A 20,321-nucleotide genomic window follows, 5' to 3' on the forward strand; every position below is an offset into this window, starting at 1 on the left:
CTCCTGTCATCGATTCTCTTAGGGTACATAATCTATCAAATCAAGACGGCAAAACAGATCAGAATGAATCCGATTGTCGCCTGAATGGATTATAAACCCGGTGTGGAATCAAATGCAAACAGGGAGGTCTGGGATTCGTGCTTGCAGTCTCTTACGCAAGATTCTTAATTAATGGGCTTTGTCGCCAAGAAACTGCAGTAGATCCCTGTCAGAAACATCGTTGGGATTAGAAAATGTTTTCCCGGTGAGGCGCGCAGGAACCTGGGGGCGGTTGAAGCGGACAAAGTCGAAGCCAGCTACCAGATCGGGGCGTCCATTTTTGATGACCTGCGTATTTTGTTGTGCTGGCTGCATGCGGGAGGCGGTGCTGTAATCGGTATAAACGGTTAAGCCAACCTGTAATTCTTGCGGCATATCAACGCGGCGATAACGTTGATGGATGTTCCAGTTGCCGCTGGGCGTTTTTTTCAAGAGGATGAAATCGTTCCCGATGCGGGCGATTTGAATCTGCGCTGTGGGAGTCCCGGCATCCGTAACCGCTAGTTGAGAGCGGCTGTTGAGCGTGGTTTTCACTTCAAATTGAAATGTTCCAGGCTGTTTAGCAGAGCCGAGAGAGAGAAAGATGTAATTTTCACCCCCCGGTTGCCAGGTTTGCGGTGTGACGTCGCGTGGCGTGCGGATCATCAGTCCTGCGAGTGAATAATTGCTGCGCGGGGCGCCATCGCCGTTGCGACGGGCGACACGAATATTTGAAGTGACAACAAAATCGCCTTTGACCATTTTGTAGACGAGAACGCCACGATAATCCATGTACCAGGTGCTGCTGTAAGGCATCATCACCATCCAGCCGGGACGGGTTTGGGCGATATCGAATTTTTCCAGTTGATCGGCGTTGGTTTTTTCTGTCTGATAAATACGTGACCATTGTTTCAGGGTCGCAGCATCCTCAAACTCGTCGCTGAGTGAATTTAAGTCATCCTGTCTGCGAATACGGTCCTGGGCGTTGACCGAATTTGTGACCCCCCCTGATCCGCCAGTTAAAACGAACAGGCACAGCAGGAGAGAGCATTTTAATGAGAATCGAAGATGCTGCATGGTCTTACGCTTTCTGTGGTCAGATGGTTTGTTCAGGGGCAGGGCTCTGGTACGGAAAATGAACAGCCCCTGCCTCACGTAATTCGTCAGGGAATGTTAATTTGCGACAAATATACTGAAAAAAATATACTTTGCTCGAAAATCGCTCTAACCTGTTGAATGAAAAGACTCTACGATATAATAGAAATACTGACGGGCGGGCATGACTTTCTGGAAAGCGACGTTGAATGTCTTCAATTGAAGAGACAGTAACGCAGTGGATTGATCAGGTGAAAACTGGTGATGCCCGCGCTGCGCAGCGATTATGGGAATCGTATTTTCAAGAAATGGTGGAGGTGGCGCGGCGTAAATTGCACGGCGCACCTCGTGCGATGGCAGACGAAGAAGATGTGGCCTTAAGCGCGTTTAAAAGTTTCTGTCTGGGGGCACAAAATGGTCGGTTTTCCCAAATTACCGATCGAGAAAATTTATGGCCTTTGCTGGTGGCGATCACCTCAAATAAATCAGTGGATTTGATTCGAAGCGAAAATCGACAAAAACGGGGAGGCACTGGAAAGAGTGACAGCGACGCGGAACGCCATAGGCAAACGTCCATGCCGATCGATTTTGAACAAATCATTCAGCAGGAACCCTCTCCGGAATTTGCTGTGCAGTTAGCTGAAGAACTGGAGCGGTTACTTAATTTATTGGATAAAACCGGGGATTCGGCGTTAAGACAGGTTGCATTGGCCAAAATGGAAGGTGAAACTACTACTGAAATTGCGCAAAGTCTGGGCTGCGCTCGCCGAACCGTTGAACGAAAACTTCAGTTGATTACCCGTCTGTGGCAAGAGGATTGCAATTTGTGAAATCGCCAAACGAAACAGATTTCGATCAGCTCCCTTCAGACTTGATGCTGAAAATTAATCAATTATGTGATCGGTATGAATCTGAGTTGAGACAGGGAGATCTGCCTTCGATCAATGCTTATCTGGATGATGTCGCCGTTGATTATCGAGAGGTCATCCTCAAAGAGTTGATCCCGTTGGATGTGGAGCATCGCTGTCAACAGGGAGAAACTCCGGAGTCGAGTGACTATCTCCACCAGTTTCCCATACTGGATCAGGAGTGGCTGTCGTCAGTCATCGGATCGGCTCGTGCCGCATACCCGGCTGCTTCGGTTAGCAGTTCGCCCGAGGATGGTCCCCATGAGTTCGACGAATATTCGCTGGATCAATTCTGCTCTCGGGTTGTGGATGCCGGCATTCTGTCTGAGCGCGAACTGACGGAATTGATTGAGAATCTGGAACAGGATCAGCGACCACAGTCCGCAGCTGCACTTGCTGAAATATTACTTCAGTTGGGAACGCTGACGGAGTATCAGAGCCACGCACTCTCTTCGTCAGAAGCCCGTCCGCTATTAATCGGCGATTATCTGATTCTGGAACCCATCGGCTCGGGAGGCATGGGGACGGTTTACAAAGCCATGCATCAGCGCATGAAACGGATCGTGGCTTTGAAAGTAATTCGTTCTGATCTGGATCATGTTCTCGATCGTCTGAAGCGATTTGAACGGGAAGTGCAGGCGGCGGCGCGGTTATCACATCCAAATATTGTCACCGCCTATGATGCGGGAGAACATCAGGGCGTTCATTATCTGATCTGCGAGTATATCGATGGCGAGAGTCTGACGCAGTTGGTTCGTGATTCTGGCCCGCTTGATTTTCCAGACGCTGTGAGTTGTGTGCTCCAAGTAACGCAGGGATTAGAATATGCGCACGGTCGAGGCGTGATTCATCGCGACATCAAGCCGGCAAATATTCTGGTCGACGATCAAGGCGATCTCAAGATTCTGGATATGGGGCTGGCCCGACTGCAAGCCTCTGATGACATTTTAGGATCGGAATCACAGACCGAATTGACTTCGAGTCAGTTTTTTATGGGAACCATCGATTATATGGCTCCCGAGCAGGCCCGGAATACGAAACTGGCCGATCATCGCTCTGATATTTACAGCCTGGGTTGTACGCTCTATTTCCTGTTGACGGCAAAGCCCGTTTATGGTGGCGGGACGACGGTGGAACGAATTCTAGCGCATAAAGAACAGCCGATTCCGCGTTTATCGGCAACCTTGCCCCAGATCCCTGTTGAGTTCGATCACATCTTTACAAAGATGCTGGCGAAAGATCCTGAAGAACGTTATCAGACGGCGAGTGAATTATTCAGCGATCTCGATCAATTCAACACCGAATTTTTACAGGATCAGACTTTTACGTTGCCGGTAAAAGAGACGCTTGAGAGTGAGCCGGTTCAAGAGAACTGGGCGAGTGCACCGACCGAAATTCAACCGGTGGCATCGGAATTCACTGTGATGTCAGCAGCCACTCAACAGGAGAAACAAAAAGCCCATTCATCAAGCCAGCCGCGTCTGGTGTGGGGAGGCGTTGCTGTCGCTGCCCTCATTCTGGGAGGCGTGTTGTTCTGGAATCCCTTCCAACAGGATCCGGGAACGGGTGCGCAAAATCAAGATTCACAACTTGGTCAATCTGGCTCAAGTGATGCGAAAGCAGTTCAGACGGAGTATGCGCAGAAGGTGAATCTGCCTGTGAGTACGAATGTGCCACTTGGCGCACAGGGGAAGGGGCCTGAACTGGAATTGATGTTGATTCCTTCGGGAGAGTTTCTGATGGGAGACGGTTCCAGTGCAGAGGCTGCCTCTGATGTCTCCGTGCATCCGGTGAAACTCACGCAGCCGTTTTATATGGGAGCCACCGAAATTACGAACGAGCAGTTTCGCCGTTTTGTAGAGGAGACGCAGCATCAAACAGTGGCGGAGCGTAGTGGCGGATTTGGGGTGACAGGTGGGAGCTGGGGGAAGTCCGATGCCTATTATTGGAATCACCTCGGAGACCTGCCTGTGCGAGATCAGGCACCGGTTGTGAATATCAGTTGGAACGATGCGGTCGCGTTCTGTGACTGGCTCTCGAAAAAAACGGGAGAGGTTTACCGCCTGCCTACCGAAGCCGAATGGGAATATGCGTGTCGTGCGGGAAGCAAGGGACCGTGGTTCTTTGGAACGAATTCGGACGAGCTGGAGGACCATGCATGGTTCCTGGATAATTCGGAAGGCCAGGTTTATCCGGCCAAGCAGAAACAGCCGAACCCCTTTGGGCTTTACGATCTGTATGGCAACGAATGGGAGTGGTGCCAGGATTACTACGCTGATAATTATTACGCACACTCACCCCTGGAAAATCCAACTGGTCCCGAGCAGGGAAGCGAACGCGTTCGTCGCGGCGGTGGATTTCAACTTGGTTCGGACCAGTTGAATTCTTATGTCCGCGGTCATGGAAATCCCAATTCTCCATCGCGCGGCGCGTTTCGCATTGTGCGCGAAGTCAACGCCGACTGAAAACGGTCAGACAACAGCTTTCCCATAAAAGTAATCGAGGTGTTTTTTATAAGCCTGGATCTGATCAGGAATTTGCTCGGCGGTGAGCTTGCCTGTTTCCACGAGGCAATCGGCCAGGTCTTTGAGGGTGGCTTCCTCGAGCGTCTCGTCAAAGATCAGCATCAGACGCCGTTCGACGAGGTCGCCCAGCGTCTCGACCCATTCGTGTTGAATGGTCCAGAGTACATATTGGCGGGGCAGTGTGGTTCCTGTGATCAGTTCGGTTGAAAAGTCGGGCAGAGAATCCAGGATCTCTTCAAACAGTGTGCCCTGCAGACTCCACAGCGCTTGGATGCTCTCCAGCGAAAGCTGATATTTCTGGCTGAGCCGATCCTGTTCTGCTTTTAGAATATCCTCCGTTTGGGGGTATCCTTCAGCGCCTGGGATCAGGCGTGTTTTCGATTCCGAGAAATAAGTCTTGCCGAGTTTCTTCAGAATGCCACCTGTTACTTTTTCTGCAAAGGCACGCCACGAAGTGAGTTTGCCGCCGACAAGCGTTACAATCCAGCCTGAGGGCCCTTCGTATTCTTTGATGGAGTGATCACGAGAGATTGAAGCGGCTTTGCCTTTCGGTTGATAGGGTAAAGGACGGACGCCGCTGTAGTGCAAATTGATATCGTCGGTCGTCAAGCCGACCTGGGGGAAGACCATATTGACCATGCCGACCAGATATTCCAGTTCATCGGGAGTCGCCGTGACGTCAAGTGGATTTCCATGAACGCGAACATCGGTGGTGCCGATGAGTGTGCTGTTTTCGAAAGGGAGAATGAAGACGAGTCTGCCGTCGCTGGCTTCGGAGTAGATCGCTTTACTGCCGAGTGCGTCGCTGAGCTTTTGATTGAAGGTGACAATATGGCTGCCTTTAGTGCCACCCATTAAACGTTCCGATGGGATTTCGACCTGCTGGAGTGTTAAGTCTCCACAGGCACCGGACGCGTTAACGATCACAGTCGGCTCGAATTCTTCATGAATCTGATCGGGATCATGGATTGAGGAGATTCGGGCCGTTCTGCCGTTAACTTTCAGTTGCTGATAGGTAGAGAGCTCAAAGGAAAGTTGCTTTTCGTTGGCGATTCTTTGGCAGTCGTGCAGCAATGCGACGACGAACCGTTCGGGGAACCGCATTTGGGCATCTGAGTAGCAGGCCATCCAGCGAAACTTGTCGGTATTGATCTGGGGCAAATCGGCATCACCCACATCATGCACCGAATGACGGGGCAGATTTCCTTTCGAAGCGAACCAGTCGTAAATGGACAAACCCATGTCGACCAGATACAGGCCGCGTTCGGAAGAGAAGGAGAAGCGGGTGGAGAGCCAATGTGTTCCCGGCACGCGGAACCCACTCAAAAACCGGAGACCGGATGAGGTAACACCGGAGGCGCGATGGGCGACCGGAATGGCAAGTCGTAGTGGTTTCACAAGGTGCGGCGCGAGATCGAGCAGAATACCTCGTTCCTGAACAGATTCTTTCACCAGAGAAAAGTCACCGTACTCGAGGTAGCGCAAGCCGCCATGAATCAGGCGTGAGGATTTTGATGTTGCGCCCTGCGAGAGATCACCCTGATCGATGATGCAGACGGGAATGCCATTCTGGAGTAATTCACGCGCGATGGCGACGCCATTGATGCCTGCGCCCAGGATTAAAACCCGCTGTGGTTGTTTCATCGTGCATTTCCATATCAAAAATTATATCGCGGGCAGGAATTCCATTAACAGCCGATGTTCGTGAGGGCGGTAGTAGCCTTCGATTCGGGTTCTGGTCTGAAATCCAAAACTTTCATAGAGTCGGACGGCCGGTGTATTGTCCGGGTTGACCGTGAGTAATACAACCTGATTTGCGGTCTGCAAAGCCTGTTTCATCAAGGCTGATCCGATTCCCTGTCCCCGAAAATCGGAGTGCACCATAATTTTATGCAGGAATGTTTCACTCGTATTTGTGGGAAACATCAGCAGTGCTCCCGCGACTGTCTGTCCTTGCTTTTCATTGTTTGCAACAGCGATTAATACGGTGGCGTATTCACACCAGAGCCGCCAGGCGTGTTCGCCATCGGGGATAAAGGTGTCTGGTTCTTCAGGCCAGGCCATGCGATCCAGCGCCGCGATTGCCAGAAAATCTTCGGGTAAAGCCTGTTTGATCAAGTAATCCACGAAAGCCTTTCATAGTCAATTCTTATCATAGATAGCCAGAGGCAGAGTGTTGACTTGTATTGTACGAACTCATGAGATCGGTTTCGATCATGATTGAACAGAAAACGAACTTGCGGTAAAAGAATAATTGAAAACTGCGGAAGCTCCCGCCTCGCTTTGCTACTCTGTTGCTGAATTCGCATTGGTTCCCTCCATGACCCGCTCGTCGATTCCCCACGTTGCCTTATTGATTGAAACGTCTCGTTCCCACGGGCGGGGTTTACTGAACGGCATTCGGCAGTTCATTGCTGAGAATGAGGAATGGTCTGTATTCATGATGCCACGATCACTGGACTCACAGGTGCCCGAATGGATTTCGCGCTGGAAAGGGGACGGCATTCTGAGCCGTACAATTAGCCAGGAAATGGCTGATGCGATTACTGCCTCTGGAATTCCTACGGTCGAATTGCGGTCGACGAAGCTCAAACATGAGTTTCCGTTTCTGGGGATTGATAACCGGGCCATGGGGCAGTTGGTGGCGGAGCATTTTCTGGAACGTGGAATACGTCACTTTGGCGTGTATGAAATCGGGATCGAAGTCTATTTTGAAGAGCGGCGCGATAATTACGTGCAAACGATCCAGAATGCTGGCTACGAAGTCAGTGTGCTTTCGGCTTCTGAAGATTCCGAAACGCCTCGCGAATGGGAAAAACATCAGGAGCAGATGGCAAACTGGCTGCGGGGATTACCTAAGCCGGTGGGGGTCATGGCGTGTACGGATCAGTTGGGATTCTGGCTGTTGGATGCCTGCGAACGGGCGGGGATTTCGGTGCCTGATGAAGTGGCCGTGGTCGGAGTGGAGAATGATGAGATCCTGTGCATGATGGCGCGACCGCCATTATCAAGTGTGGCGTTTAACTCAACACGCATTGGCTACGAGGCGGCGGCGCTGTTGAGTCGGTTAATGAAAGGGGAGCCGATTCCTAAAGAGCCGTATCTGATTAATCCACTGGGGATTGTCACGCGACAGTCCTCGGATGTGATGGCCGTTGATAATCCTGAATTGGCGCTCGCCCTGCGGTTTATTCGGGAAAATGCCTGCAAGGGAATTCAGGTGACGGATATTCTGAAATCGGTTCCACTGTCGCGAACGGCACTGGAACGACAGATGAAAGCAGCCATCGGGCGTTCTCCCAAATCGGAAATTATCAGAACCCAGTTGGAGCGGGCCAAGGAGTTGCTCGCGTCGACGGATCTGTCCCTGGCACAGATTACGCAGAAAATTGGTTTTCGCCACGCGCAACATTTCAGTACGATGTTCAAAGGAAAAATCGGTGAAACGCCGGGCGAGTTTCGGGCGAAAATGCATTAGTCGCAGGCTTGTCTTAAAAGTGCGAAAACAGTGGTATTGCGTACGATCGACGCTGAAAATGTACGCAAAACATGATAATCTTTATGGAAATCCGTAATGACTGGTCTGGATTCGATTGTAGAATGGAATCCAATGTAATGCTGAATTTTACGTAGAAGGAATGGTTTGAATGAACAAGGTGTTAATCATCGTTGGCGATGCAACTGAAACCGTAGACACACTTTACCCCTATTATCGATTGATTGAAGGGGGCTACGAACCGGTTGTGGCGGCTCCGGAGAAGCGACTGTATCAGATGGTACTGCATGAAGTGAAACCGGGTTGGACAATCACCAAAGAGTGGGAAGGGTACACGATTCAGGCAGATATCGCGTTTAAGGATATCAACGAGGAAGAATACCTGGGAATCTTCTTCAGCGGCGGCCGTGCACCAGAATATATTCGTGACGATGAAGACTTGATTCGGATTACGCAGCATTTCTTCGAAAAAAATAAACCCATAGCCTCAGTCTGTCACGGCGTAGAAATTCCAGCCCGCGCGGATTGCGTGAAGGGCCGCCGGATGGCGACCGTGCCGAAATGCCAGTTTGACCTGGAAGTCTGCGGCGGGATCTTTGTCAATGCACCGTGCGTGATTGATGGGAACATGGTCAGCGGTCGTACCTATCATGATCATGGCCAATATATCGGCCCGTGGATGAAGCTGCTGGATGAAGCACGAGAGCAATATTAAAAAGTAGCCTTTGATACTATTTCACATAAACAGGAGAGAGCGATGACTTCACAGAAACTATCTCGCCGGACCTTTGTCAAAACAGCAATGGCCGGACTTCCATTGGCGTGTATTGCACCAGGGGTTTTCGTGAATACCGCGCGTGGCGCGGCCAAGCCTCGTAACGCAAATGAACGATTGAAAATTGGTTCGATCGGCATGCGGTATCAGGGGTCGGTCATCGCCGACAAATCGCAAGAGTATGGCGACATTGTGGCCATTGCGGATGTGGATCGGGAAATCGCGGAGAAAGCTCGCAAGCAGTTTGGCGGGAAAGCGACGCTGTTCGAAGACTATCGTGAAATGCTGGAGCAGGCGGATATTGATGTGGTGACGATTGGTGCTCCCGATCACTGGCATACTAAAATGCTGATCGATGCCTGTCGCGCCGGCAAGGATGTGTACTGCGAGAAGCCGCTCACGCTGACGGTCGACGAAGGCAAAATTCTCAACAAGGTTGTTAAGGATACGAAAGCCGTCGTGCAGGTTGGAACCTGGCAGCGAAGCGATCACCGTTTTCGTCAGGCAGTCGAAATGGTACACGATGGTCGCATTGGGAACTTGAAAAAAGTGACCGTCACGCTGAGTAAAAACAAAACCAGCGGTTCGTTTAAACCAGAGCCTGTGCCTTCGGTTTTGAACTGGGACATGTGGCAGGGACAGACTCCCGAGGTGCCTTACATCAAAGAACGCAGTCACTATACGTTCCGCTGGTGGTATGAATATTCGGGCGGTCAGATGACCGACTGGGGTGCGCATCATATTGATATCGCACAATGGGGGGCCGGCATGCAGGATTCCGGTCCGGTCGAGTTCGAAGGCACGGCAACGTTTCCGAACGTCGAAAACGGCTATAATGTGGCCCTCGATTATCACTTGAAGGCCCGTTACGCGAACGGCGTGATTCTGGAAGTCAACGACACCGGGCGCACCGGTTTGATGTTTGAGGGAGATCAGGGCCGGCTGTTTGTCAACCGGGGAACAATCGCCGGCAAACCAGTCGAAGACCTCGCGAAAAAACCATTGTCGCGTGAATCGTTCAATGTGTATGGCCATGACAATCTTTCGCGTCCGCCTCGCATGGGCAAGCTGGATGCGATTGTGAATCATATGGGGAACTTCTTCGACTGTATAGAAACACGGGAAACGCCCATCTCCAGCGTCGAGAACCAGCACCGTTCGGTGAGTGTGTGTCATATCGGTAATATCTCGCAACGTCTGGGTCGCAAACTGACCTGGGATCCGGAGCAGGAACAGTTTGTCGGCGACGCCGAAGCGAATACCTGGCTCAAACGCGAACAGCGGGCCGGTTATGAGATCAAAGATTCGTAAGCGAATATTTGATTTCAGTTGATCTTTATTGCTTTGCTACTTTCTTTTGCTGTCAGGAGAAACGATGACTGTCTCGACGGGGATCATTACCGAAGCTCATAAAAAGCAGTTTCAGGAAGAAGGTTATTTCATTCTGGAAAAGGTGATTTCGGACGAACACCTGCAGATCATCCGCGATTCGTGTGCGCATCTGATTGATTTGATGCATCAGGAAATGGATCGTCTCGGGACCGATCACATTCATATCAGTCACCGTGGCAAACGGTATCACATCGCCAAGAAATACGATCAGGCGCCCCGCCTGGAAGAGTATGTGTTAGGCGATCTGATGGCGGAAATCTGTAAAGCAACCATTGGTGAGACCGCGTATCTGTTTTACGATCAGTATGTCGTCAAGGCAGCGGAGAAGGGGATTAAGTTTTCCTGGCATCAGGATTCGGGTTATCTCGGGTTTCGGCATCGCCCGTATGTCACCTGCTGGGCGGCCGTCGATGATATGACGGTTGAGAATGGCACGGTGGATGTGCTGCCTTATTCGACCATCGGTGTGAAATCGCTGGTGGAACACATTCAGGACCCGGAGACGGGAGACAAGACCGGTTACTTTGGCAAGGAACCGGGGGTGACTGCTGTCGTTCCCGCCGGTAGTCTGGCAGTTTTCAGTTCGCTGACCTTTCATCGCAGCGGTGCCAATACGACGGACAAGATGCGGCGGGCTTATGTCACACAGTATTCTCCCGCACCAATCATTGACCCTGAAACCGGGCAGCCAAAACATCTGGTGGTTCCGTTCTTGAAGGATGGGGAAAAGGTCGTTTCTTAATTCGAGATCAGACAGACTACTTTAGAAAGAGACAGTCGCATGTTCGAACAGCTCAATCGTCGTGATTTCAATAAACAGCTTCTGGGGAGCGCGTGCTCTGTGGGGCTACTCGGGAATGTATTGGCCGCGGGTACGGAAAGTACTCCGAAACCGTTTCAGCTGAATTACATTGTCGCGTCCTGTATGTATGGGAAGCTGCCGCTGGAGACGATTCTGCAGGAAGTCCCTAAAACGGGGGCCGCGTATCTGGAGGTCTGGGCAGAGCGGCACGGCAATCAGCGCGAGCAGATTGAAACCTTGGGTGTCGAAAAAACAAAGCAGCTGTTTGACAAGCACAATGTCAAGCTGGGCAGCTTCACCTGTTTCAAGTATGGCCTGTTTAACATGCGTGGGGAGATGGATCTGGTTCAGCAGCTGGGCGGTGACATGGTGATCTGCAACAGTGGTGGCCCGAAGGGACTGAAAGGGGCCGAACTGAAGGCAGCGATTAAGAAGTTTGCTGAAAAACTGAAGCCGCACGTTGATACTGCTGCCGAGAAGGGCGTGATCGTTGGTCTGGAAAATCATGGCGGCGGTCTGATCAATGATCCGGATACACAGCGGTGGCTGATGGATGCACTGCCAGCAAAGAATTTCGGAATCGCGCTGGCACCCTATCACCTGGAGCAAGACCCGGAGATGATTGGGCAACTGATTACGGATCTGGATGAGCGGCTCGTGCATTTTCAAGGCTGGCAGCATGGCATGGGCTGCACCAAGAAACTGCCCAAGGAACAGGAACTGTTACAACTGCCGGGCCGCGGCGATTTGAATTTCGTGCCGATCTTAGCGGCACTGAAGAAGATCAACTATCAAGGGCGGACGGAAATATTCATGCATCCGGTGCCACGCGGCATTCCGATATTACCGACCGCCGATCAGGTGACTGCGGAGATTAATCGGTCGCGTGCGTATCTGGAAAACTGCCTGAAGCAGGCTTGATCGTAGGCAGACTCCCGTCTTTTCTCAATGAGTTGAGGTGAAGCAGATCATGAACGCGCGCAGTAAGATTCTGACTGTTATCGTATTATTTGCCTGCAGCCTGATTTGCGATCGCGGGCAGTCTCTGCAAGCGAAGGAAAAATCACGGCAGCCGAATATCATTCTCGTGATGACCGACGATCAGGGCTATTGGGATACCGGTATTTCGGGGAACACTCTGATTGAAACGCCGACCCTTGATCGGATGGCGGCGGAAGGTGTCACGTTTACTCGATTCTATGCGAATATGGTTTGTGCGCCGACGCGGGCCGGGCTGATGACGGGACGGCATTATCTGCGAACCGGCTTGTACAACACGCGGTTTGGCGGCGATACGCTGGGACAGCAAGAGACGACGATTGCGCAGGTCTTGCAGTCGGCTGGTTACAAGACGGGGTTGTTTGGCAAATGGCATCTGGGCCGCTACGCACAGTATCAGCCGCACCGGCGGGGCTTTGATCATTTCTTCGGTCATTATCACGGGCACATTGAACGTTATACGAACCCGGATCAGGTGGTCGTGAATGGCACGCCGGTCGAAACGCGAGGTTATGTAACCGATCTGTTTACGGATGCAGCCATTGATTTCATGACGCGTTACAAAGCACAGCCATTCTTTTGTTACGTTGCCTATAACGCACCGCATTCGCCATTTTTGCTGGATACGTCGCATTTCGGTCAGCCGGAAGGGGATAAGCTGATTGAAAAATATCTGGCGAAAGGGTTGCCGTTACGCGAAGCGCGGATCTATGCGATGGTCGAACGGATCGATCAGAATCTGAACCGTTTATTACAGTCGGTCAAGAAGCTGGGACTGGATCAGGAGACGGTTGTGATATTTACCAGCGACAATGGCGGGGTGAGCCGCGCGTATAAAGCTGGTTTAAAGGGAAGTAAAGCGAGTGCTTATGAAGGCGGGACGCGCGTGCCGTTTGTGGTACGTTTGCCGGGCCATTTTCCCGCAGGCAAATCCACCGATGCGATGGTGGCACAAACGGATCTGTTTCCGACGTTCTGTCAACTGGCGGGGGTGAAGGTTCCCGAAGGAATCAAGCTGGATGGGAAATCGATTCTTCCGCTGATGGAACAGGGGGTCGGAAAATCGCCGCATGAGTATTTGTACCACACATGGGACCGTTATACGCCGAACCCGTGGCATCGCTGGTCGATTCACGGCGAGCGGTTTAAGCTGGTGGGCCATGATCCTCAAGGGAGAAAGAAACAGCAGGAGCCGGCGGGGCAGTTGTATGATCTGCAGGCGGATCCGGGAGAGACGAAAGATGTCTCGCGAAAATATCCTGAAGTAGCGTCGCGTCTGAGGAATGAATTCCTGCGCTGGTTTGATGATGTGACTGAGGGGCAGGTCTATGCGCCGGCGGCGATCCCGATTGGTGATCCTCAGGAACCTGATGTTGAACTGCAACCGAGCTGGGCGATTCTTAAAGGGGACGGACTGGAATATTCGTTTGACGGATATGACTGGGATACGATTGATGGCTGGAAATCAAACACAGGCACCGCGACCTGGCAGTTGGATGTACTGCAGCCAGGCCGGTATACGGTGGAATTAAGTTATGGCTATCGCGATGCATCGCCTGCCGCGGGGCCGCTTGAAGTTTCGGTGAGCGACACGAAACTTACCTGCGACTTGCCGATGAGTCCGAGTCAAAATGTGTTCGTCAAACAATCAGCGGGTACACTGGACCTCAAAGCGGGCCAGCAGACACTCACTATTCAAGCAGCCAACGCAGGTGGTATCAAGGGACTGCGATTGAACTCAATCTGGCTGAAAGCGCTGCCGACAAAATAAGTCAGACGGATCGATGGTCAGAGTGACTTTCGAATACGGTGAAAGCCTTCTTGAATTTCGCCGGCGACCAGACTCAGAGCATCAATCACGCCGGATGCAGAATCTTTGACAGCGTCTTTGACGGGCTTGTAGTCGTCCTGGAGCGCGTCCAGTTTTTTTGTGACTTGCTCCCATTCGTCTTTGGCTTCCTGTTTGCCGAGGTGAATTTTTAATGCGAGTTCATCGCGCTGTTGTTCCAGTGCGCTGATCAGTTCGTCCAGCCGGTTGCGGTTGGTCATGATGTCTTCCTTTATTTAAAGAGGGGAATAAGTTCGCTTTATTCAGCTGAGTGATTTCAGTGCTGAGATCGACAGTTCGTCAATGTGTTCATTATACCAAACGACTGAGAAAGTCGACAGTAGTGAGAATCTGAAACCAAACAGTTTTATGCGGCACAAAACTGTGCTGAAACTGTGACATGCGTGAATGAATGCGACTGTGAAGAGGGAATGAGTGCCGAATGTTTCCTATGTGTGAACGCGAGCGAAGGCAGCGTGAAGAGGTGTGAACCGGTTGCGATCGTGCTTGATTGTGGTGTGAATGGTCGTTGATAGGACGCGTTTTGGCACAAAATTGTGTTTATTTAGTGAAGATTCGGCACGGTTTTGCGTAAAGACAGGTGGGTTGCGTGAGCAGAGGGAGCGTTCTGTGTTGTTTTTTTAATGCGGAGATGGGTTGAAAACGCATTTTACCGCATGTGCAAATATAAAGAAGCGAGTCGCAGAAATTCAGAAATCGTTTGAATCCGACTCGCTCCCGTTTGAGAGAGCTCAGTCGATTAATACCAGCACATCGTGTAGTTCATTCTGATCATCTTCTGCGCGGGGCAGTGGTGTGGATGCCTGTTCGCCGATCTCCTGAATGACATTACAAATTGCGGTCGTTTCATCGCCTGAATGCAGTCCTTCCGTTAGTTTCTGACAGACTTGATCCAGGAAGGATTGTCCGAGTTTATCGATGACCGTCTGGTCGGCAAGTGCCACCGCTGTGTGTTCAAACAGGGAGATGTAGATCAGGATGCCGGTTCCCCCTTCGGTATGGTGCACGCGTTTGTCGAAAAAGATCTCGCGTGCCCGGGCGGCGACTTCATCCTGCATCTGCTGGCGAGGCGTGAAGAGGCGTCTGAGCCAGCCAATCCTGCTGCCGGCGACGGCGCCGATGATGAATGCAAGGATCAATAAGAGTGCCGCCAGGATCAGTTCGATGAAAACGGGCATGCCTCCCCAGTCTCCCGTCTGTCCAGCAGTTCTGGGAAATAAGAACCAGAGAGTGAGTGCGGTAATGACTGTCAGCCAGAGTCCGACGATATCTTCGGGTCGGTCATAGCGGCCCGAGGAAGTCGCCAGAACAGGGACAATTTCACAGGACGTCTGTTTTTCTGCCTCGACGACTGCCTGTTCGACCTGTTTCTGTTGCGCTTCGGTTAAATAGTTAAATGCACTCTGCATGAGTTGATACTTTCAATATTGTGTGAGAGCGGACAGTCGTTACCAGGAACCAGATGCCCCGCCGCCTCCAGAGAAGCCACCTCCAAATGAGCCGCCGCCAAAGCCTCCCCCGCCACCTCGATTATTTAACATCTGATACAGGATCGTGCCAATGACGGCAAAGACGACGCCCCACATTAACCAGGCCCAACCACTGGAGCCGCGACGGATGAGTGAGACGACAGTGAAAATGACCAGACCGATGGCGACCGCGATAATGACATAAGTCCACGGCGAAACCGGTTTCGTAGGCAGTTCCAGCTTCCGCGCCATTTTGTCGAGCGCTTCAACACCCGCCAGGATGCCTGCATCGAACTTTCCCTGTTTGAAGTTAGGGATGATATAATCGTCCATGATTTCCTGACACAGCTTATCCTCGCGATGTCCCCAGCCCGCACCGAGTTCGATTCTGGCTTTGCGGTCATCTTTGGAAACCAGCAGCAGGATTCCCGTGTTCCAATCCTGATCTCCCAGTTTGGCATGACCGATTTGCCATTGATTGAATAGAATCGTCGCGAAGGTTTCAATTCGCATGTCGGCCCCGCCGTATTGGGCCATCGAGTCGATGGTGACGACAATGATCGGCGTGGCTTTATCGGTGAGCAGTTTGTCACAGAGTTCTTTGATCTGCTTGGTGGTATTTTCGTCCAGCATGCCTGCGAGATCGCGAACGAATTCACGATCTCCAGGTGGCTCGAGCGTCAGCTCCAGCGCATGGGCTGAAGCCAACCCGCTGAAACTGAACAAAATAAAAGTCAGGCAGAGACAGGCTCGTTTGCAATTAAGAGAATAATTCACATTATCTCGCTTGAAAGAGAGAACTGGTACTAGATCGGAATCTGTGTGCCAGTCTATGAATCTGAGCGGATAATTTCAATTCCACTGAGTGCAGGCGGCATTTGTTTTGCGCTTTCATTTTGTGGAACGAACTCCAGTTGCAGATTGTCTTTCACAGAGACGCCTTCAAACTTTTGTATCTGAATTGATTTTGCCGCGTGAGGATTGAAATCTTTTTGGACCACTTTTCCCTGCAGTTTGATCTCAAACAGAGGTGGTTCCTGTTGATCTTTCAAAGCGACCGGTTCCAGATCTGAGAATGAAAGTTCCACTGTATAAGTCGCGGGAGCATCGTTCTTTCCTAAGAGTGGGATGGTGCATTCTTTCAAACCGCGTGCCCAGGAAGTATAAACCCAGGGAGGTTCTGCTTCTTTGACGGGGTGTGTGATTTCATTGAGACTGTTGTATCCACCCCCCGCAGCGAATTTGGGTTTAATATCAAACTTGAAGTCGAGGCCTGTTTCCCGACTGGGACGTGGACGGGGATATGCCATCCAGACGGTACCATGGGCATCGCGTCGGTCGCCGGGGGCTCCCATGTTGAGTGCCATATGTTGCACGGGCGTTTTCGGTCCCACTGAACTGAAGATGGTCCAGTGAGTTCGTTCTTCGCGTGGCTCCAGCACAATCGTTGAGGAAATCGAAAACAGGCAAACACAGCCCGCACTGGATTCAGGAATCATCACCAGACCGTTGGCGGGAATGGCGTTGATCCAGCATCCGGTACGATGACCGGCGAAGTGCCGCGTGCCCCCATCTTTTTCAAGGTCATAAAATCCGGTGAAGCCGGAACGGAACATCAACAAGTTTTCCGATGCCGCCAGCATTCCGCAGTGATGACCTTCTCGCATGATACTCCAGGGAACCTGCTGCCCGGTCAGGGGATGTTTGCGTGTATGCTGAATTCCGGTATAAAGGTCGTAGGACCAGGGCTCAGCGATGATTTTATCACCGACAATAATGGGACGGTGCCGATAGTTGGCGTCTTTCTTCCAGAGTTTGGCACCATCGGCGGCATTGAGCGCCACCAGACGGCGGCGGGAGAAATCGCCGGCGATGAACTGTTTCCAATAGTGCCCGTTCGCATTGGCACCACAGATAATCAATACATTGTTTTGATAGAGCAGGGATAATTTACCGCCCCCGATGCCAATTTCACTGCAGTCTGTGACATCCACGGGGGTCGACCAGAGTTTCTTTCCGGTTTTGATGTCGAGTGCAACGGCGAGTCGCAGGTCCTGTTTTTTCAGGCGATCTTCGGCGATTTCACGTTCTTTGCCGGTCAGCTCTTTGAGGTGTGATTTATCCTGGCGCAGGATATCAGCACGTTGCTCACTGGTGATGGAGCTGTCGATGAAATAAGCGGCTTCGGGGCCGATGGCGATGGTATGATGGGCGATGTTTTTTCCCTGGTAGCTCCAGACCGGCTTACCGGTTTTGACATCGATGGCAAACAGGGCGTCGGTGGAATCATCGGTTTTACGTCCACGTCGCTTGAGACGGGCTTCGAGTTCATTTCGCGTGGTGGCGGTTCCAAAAATCAGACCATCCTGATACGCGAGATAACCCCACTCGTGCTTTCCGTCATTGAGTTTTTCTGGAAGTGCGATTTTGGCGACTGTTTTGCCGGTCGCTGCATCCAACTGGTAACAGCTTTCTTTCATCATGAAGAACAGGCTATCGTCGCTGGCGACCAGGTTTCCGGGGTTCTGATTCTGAAATACGCCGGTTCGAATGGCTTGGGGATTTTCGCGTTCCCAGAGGAACAGGCCGTTATAGGCGTCGAACGCCATGATGGTACTTTCGCCTTGAATGAACAGGCGGCCGTTAATCGCGAGGGGGCCGACGGCTCCTTCATGGCGGTTGACCATTTTCTTTTCACCGGGATCACCAAACCAGAGCACACCGAGTCCGCCTCGAACCAACTGATCTTTACTGCTGGCGGTATTGCCCGGGTCTCCATATTGATGGGACCAGCTTCCGGCTCCCGGTAATCCACCCCGCGTGAGCAGGGCATAGTTACCCAGATCCTTAATTTGGGATGTCTCACCGAGCTTGGTCTGCTTGAGCCAATCAGTCAATTTAGAAGAAGCGGCTGTTTTTGACTTGGGATTCGCAGGTGCACCCAGACAAATGATTCCGCCGAGTGGTTTGACGTGCGTGGCGATATCTTTGGGAATTCCCGGAATCTGACCGGTTCTAAGTAAGGTGTCGGAAACGATTAGGTTTGCGAAGTAGCGCGAATAGGGGAGCGGTGACAGCTCCGTCTGGTGGACTGTAATCCGGTGTCCGTAATAACCGGCCTGGCTCAGTTTCTGACGAGCGGCTGCGACTTTGTTACTGTCGGCGTCGATACAGTAAAATTTCAGGTCACTGTTACGCGCCAATTCATAGGCGAGTCTGCCATCTTCATTTCCAAGTACCAGACAGAAGCCATCTTTCACATTGGTGTGGGCCAAAATATCTTTGGCAGCTTGTTCATACAGGGATGTGAATTCGTCTTCGGGGTAGGGCGTTTTGAGAGTGACAGCGTCGATTTGCTGTTCGGCAGATTTTGAATTCGTCGCGGTATGAAAGGCGATAATCTCTCCGGCTGATGTGCTGACGACAAGTTGACCGTCTGAGACCGCCAGGCCGCGTGCTTGTCCTTTGACTTTCAGTGTTTCGATGACCTTGCCTGATTTGTCATCGAGAATGACGACCTGGTCCTGACCACCGACGACGACTTTGTCACCGGCGACAATCAGTGCATCGCGAGCGGGTGTTGCCTGTTCCCAGATCAAACCTGCTTTGGCGTATTTTTTGTTTTCTTCCTGTAGGGTTTTGATTTCCGCGCGGGCCGCTTTGGCCTTTTCGCCTTTGAGGCTTCGCAGTTTGGAAAACAGTTTTTTGATGGCCATGTCGTTTTTGTGTGATTTCTGTGAGCCAACCGCATGTTCGTTCCGATTGACTTTGAGGACTTCACTCCCGGTAGCGAGATAGGCGAAGTCTCCCTGGACGGCCATTTGCTGACCGTTGAGCCAGGCAAAACCGACGTCTCCTTCATCCTGGGTTAATGCCAGGATGTGGTGTGCTCCCATAGAATAGATCTGACCGTCAGCAAGTAATGCCTGCGTGCCGCCGACCACACCGCCGGCAGTGCTTCTCCAGCTGAAAGAACGCTTGTGTTCCTGCTCTCCTGTTTTCTTATTAAAGGCAGCTGGCAGAGAGCGACCGGAGGGAATGAACAGAAATTCTTTGTTTGCGAGCAGGTAACCCTGTGGTGATAGTTCATTACGGCCGGCACTGGTCTGGCTGAGATTGTCGATTTTCCAGACGACTTTGCCGGAGTCGGCATTGACGGCGTAAAGGTAAATATTTTCATGGGGGAAGATGCCGGCTCCAAAGTAGGCGATGCCATCATCAATCAGAATACTCGTTCTGACGGGCCAGCGTGAAACCATTTCTCCCCGGGCGATGATCATTTCTTCGTTGAGCCCGGCTCGTAATTTCCAAACGACTTTACCGGTTGCGGCATCCAGGCAATACGCAAAACCATCGTCCGAACCGAAGTAAATTTTGGAGTTGTAATATGTGGGGGCCAGGCGGATCGGACCTCCCGTAAAGAACCGCCAGAGCACCTTGCCGGATTTCAAGTCGACACAACGCATCTGATGATCGACGGACGTACCGAAGTAGGCCTTGCCTTGTGCCAGTGCGACGTGGAAGGCATCGTCAAAATCAACGCGTGATTCGAGATCGTGTCCTTCCATGACGCGATCACCTGGATCGGTCTGACTTTTTTTCGGAGCAGCAGGGGCAGCGTATTTCCAGGCTGGTGTTAACGGAACCTGGAAGGTATCTGAAGTGGCACCGGTACGTTCTTTGTCGACCAGATAGGTGGGCCAATCCTTTGCGGGAACCTGCTGACAGAACAGACAGAGGATTAAGCTCAGGCTCAATAACCGTAGGGGGGAGAGGGAGAGGTAATGTTTCACTTGTAGATCCTTTATTCATTGGCGTCGGAATGAAATCCGGGCTGGTAAACAGGTCTGTGTCCAAGCTGATGTATAGGGGGGCATTTATGCATATTGAGTATACTCAGTTTGGGTGTGGAATCGCAAGTAGTTGCAGAAAAGGGATGCTTTGAATTGCAATGTTTCTTCAAGCGGTCTATTTTGGGGATCATTGTTAGTAT

15 protein-coding genes are annotated in these 20,321 nt (G+C 51.5%); 8 read left to right on the forward strand and 7 right to left on the reverse strand.

All coding sequences use genetic code 11. The features are described from left to right. Nucleotides 1-168: 168 nt before the first annotated feature. A complete protein-coding gene (locus tag AAC022_RS06585) occupies nucleotides 169-1,095 on the reverse strand; it encodes a hypothetical protein (RefSeq protein ID WP_339729248.1) in 927 nt (308 codons plus the stop codon). Between the two features lie 227 nt (nucleotides 1,096-1,322). On the opposite strand from AAC022_RS06585, the gene AAC022_RS06590 reads away from it, so the two are divergent. Next, entirely contained in the window at nucleotides 1,323-1,943 is a 621-nt protein-coding gene (locus AAC022_RS06590) for a sigma-70 family RNA polymerase sigma factor (protein WP_339729250.1), read from the forward strand. Next, nucleotides 1,940-4,486 (forward strand): bifunctional serine/threonine-protein kinase/formylglycine-generating enzyme family protein, encoded by a 2,547-nt coding sequence (locus tag AAC022_RS06595; RefSeq protein WP_339729252.1) that lies wholly within the window; start codon nucleotides 1,940-1,942, stop codon nucleotides 4,484-4,486. Before AAC022_RS06590 ends, AAC022_RS06595 begins: the two co-directional genes overlap by 4 nt. A 6-nt stretch (nucleotides 4,487-4,492) precedes the next feature. Here the strand turns inward: AAC022_RS06595 and AAC022_RS06600 are convergent, their stop codons facing one another. Both AAC022_RS06600 and AAC022_RS06605 read right to left on the reverse strand, forming a co-directional pair. Next, a complete protein-coding gene (locus AAC022_RS06600; protein WP_339729256.1) occupies nucleotides 4,493-6,190 on the reverse strand; it encodes a glycerol-3-phosphate dehydrogenase/oxidase in 1,698 nt (565 codons plus the stop codon). Nucleotides 6,191-6,211: 21 nt separating this feature from the next. Further along, nucleotides 6,212-6,673: an N-acetyltransferase gene (locus tag AAC022_RS06605; RefSeq protein ID WP_339729257.1), complete on the reverse strand. Its 462-nt coding sequence runs from the start codon at nucleotides 6,671-6,673 to the stop codon at nucleotides 6,212-6,214. A 127-nt stretch (nucleotides 6,674-6,800) separates the two neighbouring features. On the opposite strand from AAC022_RS06605, the gene AAC022_RS06610 reads away from it, so the two are divergent. The 6 genes from AAC022_RS06610 to AAC022_RS06635 all read left to right on the forward strand — a co-directional run bounded on the left by AAC022_RS06610 (nucleotide 6,801) and on the right by AAC022_RS06635 (nucleotide 13,781). Beyond that, on the forward strand, nucleotides 6,801-8,024 hold the full coding sequence (locus AAC022_RS06610; protein ID WP_339729259.1) for a DNA-binding transcriptional regulator: 1,224 nt from the start codon (nucleotides 6,801-6,803) through the stop codon (nucleotides 8,022-8,024). A 169-nt stretch (nucleotides 8,025-8,193) separates the two neighbouring features. Further along, on the forward strand, nucleotides 8,194-8,757 hold the full coding sequence (locus AAC022_RS06615) for a DJ-1/PfpI family protein (RefSeq protein ID WP_339729262.1): 564 nt from the start codon (nucleotides 8,194-8,196) through the stop codon (nucleotides 8,755-8,757). Between the two features lie 42 nt (nucleotides 8,758-8,799). Then, the gene (locus tag AAC022_RS06620; protein WP_339729265.1) at nucleotides 8,800-10,128 is read left to right on the forward strand and encodes a Gfo/Idh/MocA family oxidoreductase; all 1,329 of its coding nucleotides are present in this window, start codon (nucleotides 8,800-8,802) and stop codon (nucleotides 10,126-10,128) included. A gap of 64 nt (nucleotides 10,129-10,192) precedes the next feature. Beyond that, on the forward strand, nucleotides 10,193-10,951 hold the full coding sequence (locus tag AAC022_RS06625) for a phytanoyl-CoA dioxygenase family protein (RefSeq protein WP_339729267.1): 759 nt from the start codon (nucleotides 10,193-10,195) through the stop codon (nucleotides 10,949-10,951). A gap of 39 nt (nucleotides 10,952-10,990) precedes the next feature. After that, nucleotides 10,991-11,932 (forward strand): sugar phosphate isomerase/epimerase, encoded by a 942-nt coding sequence (locus AAC022_RS06630; protein ID WP_339729270.1) that lies wholly within the window; start codon nucleotides 10,991-10,993, stop codon nucleotides 11,930-11,932. Between the two features lie 49 nt (nucleotides 11,933-11,981). Next, complete coding sequence (locus AAC022_RS06635; RefSeq protein WP_339729273.1) at nucleotides 11,982-13,781, forward strand: sulfatase-like hydrolase/transferase; 1,800 nt, start codon at nucleotides 11,982-11,984, stop codon at nucleotides 13,779-13,781. A 17-nt stretch (nucleotides 13,782-13,798) separates the two neighbouring features. Here AAC022_RS06635 and AAC022_RS06640 read toward each other — a convergent pair whose 3' ends face one another. The 4 genes from AAC022_RS06640 to AAC022_RS06655 form a co-directional block, all read right to left on the reverse strand. Then, nucleotides 13,799-14,059, reverse strand: coding sequence for a hypothetical protein (locus AAC022_RS06640; RefSeq protein WP_339729275.1), 261 nt, complete (start codon nucleotides 14,057-14,059; stop codon nucleotides 13,799-13,801). Nucleotides 14,060-14,590: 531 nt separating this feature from the next. Then, nucleotides 14,591-15,268: a hypothetical protein gene (locus AAC022_RS06645; RefSeq protein WP_339729278.1), complete on the reverse strand. Its 678-nt coding sequence runs from the start codon at nucleotides 15,266-15,268 to the stop codon at nucleotides 14,591-14,593. A gap of 39 nt (nucleotides 15,269-15,307) precedes the next feature. Continuing rightward, nucleotides 15,308-16,105 (reverse strand): TPM domain-containing protein, encoded by a 798-nt coding sequence (locus AAC022_RS06650; protein WP_339729281.1) that lies wholly within the window; start codon nucleotides 16,103-16,105, stop codon nucleotides 15,308-15,310. A gap of 53 nt (nucleotides 16,106-16,158) precedes the next feature. Then, a complete protein-coding gene (locus tag AAC022_RS06655) occupies nucleotides 16,159-20,121 on the reverse strand; it encodes a PQQ-binding-like beta-propeller repeat protein (RefSeq protein ID WP_339729284.1) in 3,963 nt (1,320 codons plus the stop codon). Between the last annotated feature and the right edge of the window lie 200 nt (nucleotides 20,122-20,321).

It is taken from the genome of uncultured Gimesia sp., from assembly GCF_963976445.1.
In the GTDB taxonomy this organism is placed as follows: domain Bacteria; phylum Planctomycetota; class Planctomycetia; order Planctomycetales; family Planctomycetaceae; genus Gimesia.